The organism is Acidisoma sp. L85 (genome assembly GCF_009765865.1).
In the GTDB taxonomy this organism is placed as follows: Bacteria; Pseudomonadota; Alphaproteobacteria; order Acetobacterales; family Acetobacteraceae; genus Acidisoma.
The window spans coordinates 1-5,204 of record NZ_LMUQ01000074.1 but is presented as its reverse complement, the minus strand read 5'-3'; the positions used below and the strand labels follow the sequence as shown (position 1 = coordinate 5,204).

The window sequence follows — 5,204 nt, the reverse complement described above, 5'->3', positions numbered from 1 at the left end:
GTGGCCGCGCAATGGAAGAAGGTCCTGGTCAGGGACTAGAGCCTCGAAGCCGCGTCGCAACGCTTCGAAACGGGGTGACGCAGCGGATGGCAGAGAACGTCATGAAGCGGATCCGAAGTCGCCTCCGCATTCCGTCTTCTCCGCGAAATGGTCCCGCCAACTCGGCGACTTCGCTTCCGCCTTGTTCCAGGGAAAGTCCATGATCACTCCGAGGAGTGCCGCCGATCATAGCTCATAACCCAAATCCTCCATAATGGGCCTGACGATATCCAGAATTGGCTCGAGATGCTTGATATATCTGCGGTAGCGATAGACATATTTCTCGGACAGCGGCGCCCTGACCTGATTTGCGCCCGCTGAGTGTTCGTAATGCGAATTTTTCTGAAAATCCAAGAGGCCATCATGAAATGGTCGCCCCACGAAGGTCATCATGCCACGAACGATATCTGATTGCGCTGCGACGAATTGCTCATATCGCAAGGTAAGTAGACTGAGATCGAGCTCCTTTTTGTAGTGACCAACCAGATCGTGCAACAGAGCATAATGCCCGGCGATCGTTTCCAAACGGAGGGCGCAGTTCGCGCCGTGGCTCATCGTGCGGAAGTATACGGAGAGGATGACATCGAGCGGGTGGCGGACGATGTGGATGATGCGAGACGCTGGAAACAGAAGATGAATCAGCCCCAAATGGGTCTCGTTTAACGGCATCTTATCCACGAAGAAGCTCAAACCTTCCTTATATCCGAGCGCCTTCTTTGCCTCGTAGAGATAGTGGTCACGCATCGCCGAGAACATCTCCCGCTTGTCTCCGTGCAGGATTCGGAGCAAGGAAAACGGATACCGACCGAACCGACCGGACCTCTCGGTTAAGCCTGACAGCCGGTCGATGGTCGGTAGCTCTCCCGCCGCTGCGATGTCGGGGTCGAGTGATAGCGTCTGCTGGATAAGGGTCGTGCCGGATCGCGGAAAGCCGACTACGAAGATTGGCTGCGGCTCGTCCGCGCGTAACGACGCACGTGGCATCTGGCTTACACGGTCTCGCGTAAAGAATTCTTTCAAAGACGCGCAGCGTTGGCGATGAAACTCGGCCGTATAGGGTGGATGACTTAAAGTGCGCTGCCACTCCTTGGAGGCGGCGAAGCTTGCGAAGGCCGCATCATATTCGCCGCGCTTGTCGAGGATGAGACCTCTCGCTTGGCATGCCACACCGGCCGGCTCGATCTGGTCCAGTATCGCCAGTGCCTCGTCAGCACGTCCAGCTCCTTCAAGAACCGAAGCCCTCAGCAGCAGGGTCCGGTGATCGACGGGTCGCTGATCGGTCAGGGTGAGGATGCGGTCTATTAAACTCAGCGCCTCGTCGAGGTTCCCTTCGGCGTCCTCTATCCGGGCCAAGCCATAAAGCGTCATGATATTGCCGGGCTCGAGGATATCCGAGCGCGCATAGTGCTGGCGTGCCGCCGCCAGTTGGCCGGTCTTTCTGAGACCCCAAGCAAGATGGCGTAAATTGACGGCGCTCTCACCTTCGAGTTCGGTTGCTCGCCTGAAATGAAACAGGGCACTGGCAGGGTCGTTGAGTTCGATCATGACGACGCCAAGGGTGCGATGCGTCATGGGCTTGCCATGATTGAGAAGTAACGACGTCCTGACGAATCGTTCGGCGGCTCGGTATCGATTCTTCGCGAAAAGATGGCGGGAGATTTCACCGATTAGCTTTTCGTCGTCTTCAAAATCGTTGAACAGATAGTCCAGGAGAAGGTTTGGTAGTGCTGTCGTATGGTCCTGGATAGCCTTGTACGCGCTGAAGACTGTGTCGCCCGGCAGCGCAAGCGAGGCCACGAGGCTGCGGACGTCCTCGATTGTCGCCTCTGCCTTTAGAAAAAATAAAGCATTTTGTATCGAGGTCTTGTTCCCTTCAATGCGTGACATCCCTGACTTCCTGTCTCTGGTATAGTGGCATCTCCCTCTATCCTGTGGTTTATTGCTAAACGATGAAGTGATTTCTCCATATCGAATCGCGACGCTGTGACGTAAAGCCTGCGGGCAGATCGAAACAGATTCATTGCTGAATTTTCCTAGCATTCTGTCATTTTTGCGACGCCATGTTACTCATGGATTTTAGAAGAGTGCGGATTAACACGCGCTGCTATTGCTAGCACAGAACATATCACACAAACCTCGCTGCCCAAGAAAGATGCTAATTCGAAACCGTCTGGGCGCATCGTCCCGCTCCGCCTATGGTGCGCGAAAGCTCCCCGGATGAATGCGGCATATCATGCAGATTGCTCTGTCAGACTCGAACCACGCGCAGGCCCTGCTGAAATTGCGGTCTGTTATCGAAGATCCCTCGATCGCCACGATTCGCCGGGTAAGCGCCGGCTTTGTTCTGGGAGAAGCGCTCGACGCCGCGGGTCGATGTGATGAGGCCTTTCCTGTCTACCTTAGTGCGAACACGACGTTCTTAGAAATGAAGAGGAGCGCGGGGGAGGTCTTCGACGGTGCGCGGTTTCAGCGTTACGTCGACAACATGGCGCGATTCATCACGCGGGAGTCCATAGATGCGGCACAGCGCGGGCAGAGCCAGTCGACCGAGCCGCTCTTCGTTCTTGGCCTGCCGCGTTCGGGCACTTCGTTGGTCGAGCAGATCCTATCCAGCCATTCGGAAGTCTTCGGAGGTGGTGAAAGCGATGGCATCGGGGCGATAAGCCGCGAGCTTGCGCAGCGCTACGCGGCACGGTCGCACCCTTCGGAATGGAATGCCGACGATCTCAGGAGCGAGGCCGAATCCTACTTGGCGACGCAGCGCAGGCTGAGCGGCGGGGCCAGATGGATCACCGACAAGATGCCGGACAATGTGCTCAACCTCCATATCATCGCAATGCTGTTTCCGCGAGCGACGGTGATCCACGTCATCCGCGATGAGCGTGACGTGAGAATCTCCAATTTCTTTCGGTTCTATAGAGACGGGAACCTGTTTTCCTACCGTCTCGCGGACTGCACGCTTCGCGTCGAGGAAACGAGACGCCTCGCACGCCACTGGCGCGCCGTGCTGCCGATCAGGATCATCGAGGTTGCTTATGAGGATATCATTGCAGCCCCCGAGGACCGGATCCGAATCCTATTGAGCGAGCTGGATCTGCCTTGGCAGGACACATGTCTGCGATTTTTTGAGACGCCGCGCCGAACGCCTTCGCCAAACCCGAATCAGATTACACGAAGACTATATTTGAGTTCAGTCGGACGATGGAGAAACTACTCGACATCTCTTTAGCTCTAAGCATCCGATCTTATTCCGACAATTAACGTTATTAGAGAGTTCATAACATGGTTAACGTGTCTTCGGGTCAAATTCTTTCTAATTTCGTAACGGAACCTTCAAATCCCAACAATCCAACGTACATCTTTGCAGGAGGTACCGGCATTGACTGGTACCAGCAACCATCTGGGTCCTTTCAATACAACACCATTTACGACTTCGGCGTCCTGATAAGTAATACGGCCAACTACCGCACCGGCCTCATAGTTGAAAGCGGCGGCCTTCTATCGGCGTCTGTGGAAAATACCGCGGGCGTTACGGTCTCCTCGGGAGGCACAACTATTGGCATGACGCTCCAGGCAGTGGGCGGCAATGAAGTGGTGCTTGCGGGCGGCACCGCCAGTGCCACGCACATCAGCGCGACGGGGTACGAGGTAATCGAGAGCGGCGGAACCGGGCTGAACGCGATCGTGTCCTCAGGCGGCGCCGAGTATGTGTGGTTGGATGGCACCGTCAGCGCCACGATCGTTTCCTCGGGCGGCGTGGAATACGTCTCCGCGGGCGGCACCGCCAGCGCGACGCTGATCAGCTCGGGGGGGATCGAGGCAATCTCCCGCGGCACCGGGCTGAATGATGTCCTGTCCTCGGGCGGCACCGTGGCCGTGTTCGCGGGCGGCATCGCCAGTGCCACGCTGATCAGGGCGGGCGGTAACGAGATAATCTCCAACGGTGGTACCGGGCTAAATGATACTGTGTCCTCAGGTGGCACGGAGGCCGTGTTCGGCGGCACCGCAACTGCCACGCAGATCAACGCGAGCGGCCTCGAGATAACCTCTGCGGGCGGGCTCGGGCTGAGCGCGATGCTGTCCTCGGGCGGCACGGAGGTCGTGCTCGCGGGCGGCATCGCCAGCGCTACGCCGATCGTCTCGGGCAGCACCGAGATAATCTCCGGCGGCGGCACCGGGCTGCACGATATCCTGTTCTCGGGCGGCATACTAAGTCTCACTTCCGGTGCCCTCGAGAGTGCCGGCACGGTTCTCTCCGGCGCGGCCCTGACCCTCTCTAGCGGCGCCATGGCGAGCGGCGTCACGGCCCTCGCGGGTGGCTCAATCATGGTGTTGTCAGGCGGCATCGCCTCGAGAAGCATCGACAGCGGCGCGGTCCTGGTCAGTGCGGGTGGCTCCGACTTTGGCGGCACTGTCCTCTCGGGCGGTCAGGATGCCGTCCAGTTTGGAGGAACTGCTAGCGGCACGACGATCAGCGCAGGCGGCATCCAGACTGTATCGAAAGGCGGAACTTTGCTGAACCCGTTGCTCTCCTCGGGCGGCGTGCTGATCATTCAGTCCGGCGCGGTGGAAAGCGGCGCCACGGTGGCAAGTGGCGGCATCCTCTTTGTCTCTAGCGGTGCCACGGTGAACAAGGTCACGCTGCTGGCCGGTGGCTCGGAGGTGATCGAGGCCGGTGGCACCGCGAGCGGCAATAGCGACAGCGGGACGGTCATCGTGTCGTCAGGCGGCTTGGAGGTTGGCGGCACCGTTCTCAACGGCGGGCAAGAGGCGGTTCAGTCTGGCGGCGCGGCGAGTGCGACCACGATCAGTGCCGGCGGCACAGATACGATAGCGAGTGGTGCTACGCTGCAAAACCCGATGCTGTCATCGGGAGGTATGCTCAACATCCTCTCAGGCGGGGCGGGAAGCGGCGGGACGGTCACCGCCGGCGCGACATTGGTCGTGTCTTCGGGCGCGACCGTGAGCGCGATGACGGTGCTGGCCGGCGGTACAGTGTTGGTTTTGAATGGGGGGCGGATCTCGGCGCGATCGACGTCGGCATGGTGGTCGTCAACAGCGGGGGAGTGGATACCCGCGACACCAGCATGGCGGCGATCACCTACTACCATGTCGAACTGCCGCATCACGACCTGCTGCTGGCGGAGGGGGCAGCGGCTGAGAGC

Annotated in this window: 2 protein-coding genes and 1 pseudogene; 2 read left to right on the top strand and 1 reads right to left on the bottom strand. The window is 58.8% G+C overall.

Going from position 1 to position 5,204, the window contains the following annotated elements; translation table 11 throughout:
• Nucleotides 1-225: 225 nt before the first annotated feature.
• Nucleotides 226-1,926, bottom strand: coding sequence for a sulfotransferase (locus tag GSQ83_RS25470; protein WP_158805694.1), 1,701 nt, complete (start codon nucleotides 1,924-1,926; stop codon nucleotides 226-228).
• Between the two features lie 538 nt (nucleotides 1,927-2,464).
• Here GSQ83_RS25470 and GSQ83_RS25465 point away from each other — a divergent pair.
• Both GSQ83_RS25465 and GSQ83_RS25460 read left to right on the top strand, forming a co-directional pair.
• Complete coding sequence (locus GSQ83_RS25465) at nucleotides 2,465-3,268, top strand: sulfotransferase (RefSeq protein WP_158805693.1); 804 nt, start codon at nucleotides 2,465-2,467, stop codon at nucleotides 3,266-3,268.
• A 332-nt stretch (nucleotides 3,269-3,600) separates the two neighbouring features.
• Nucleotides 3,601-5,204 (top strand): annotated as a pseudogene (locus GSQ83_RS25460) (hypothetical protein); the annotation flags it as partial.

Coding starts and splice junctions, on each gene's coding strand:
- GSQ83_RS25465 (WP_158805693.1), top strand. CDS start 2,465: ATGAAGAGGAGCGCGGGGGAGGTCTTCGACGGTGCGCGGTTTCAGCGT.
- GSQ83_RS25470 (WP_158805694.1), bottom strand. CDS start 1,926: ATGTCACGCATTGAAGGGAACAAGACCTCGATACAAAATGCTTTATTT.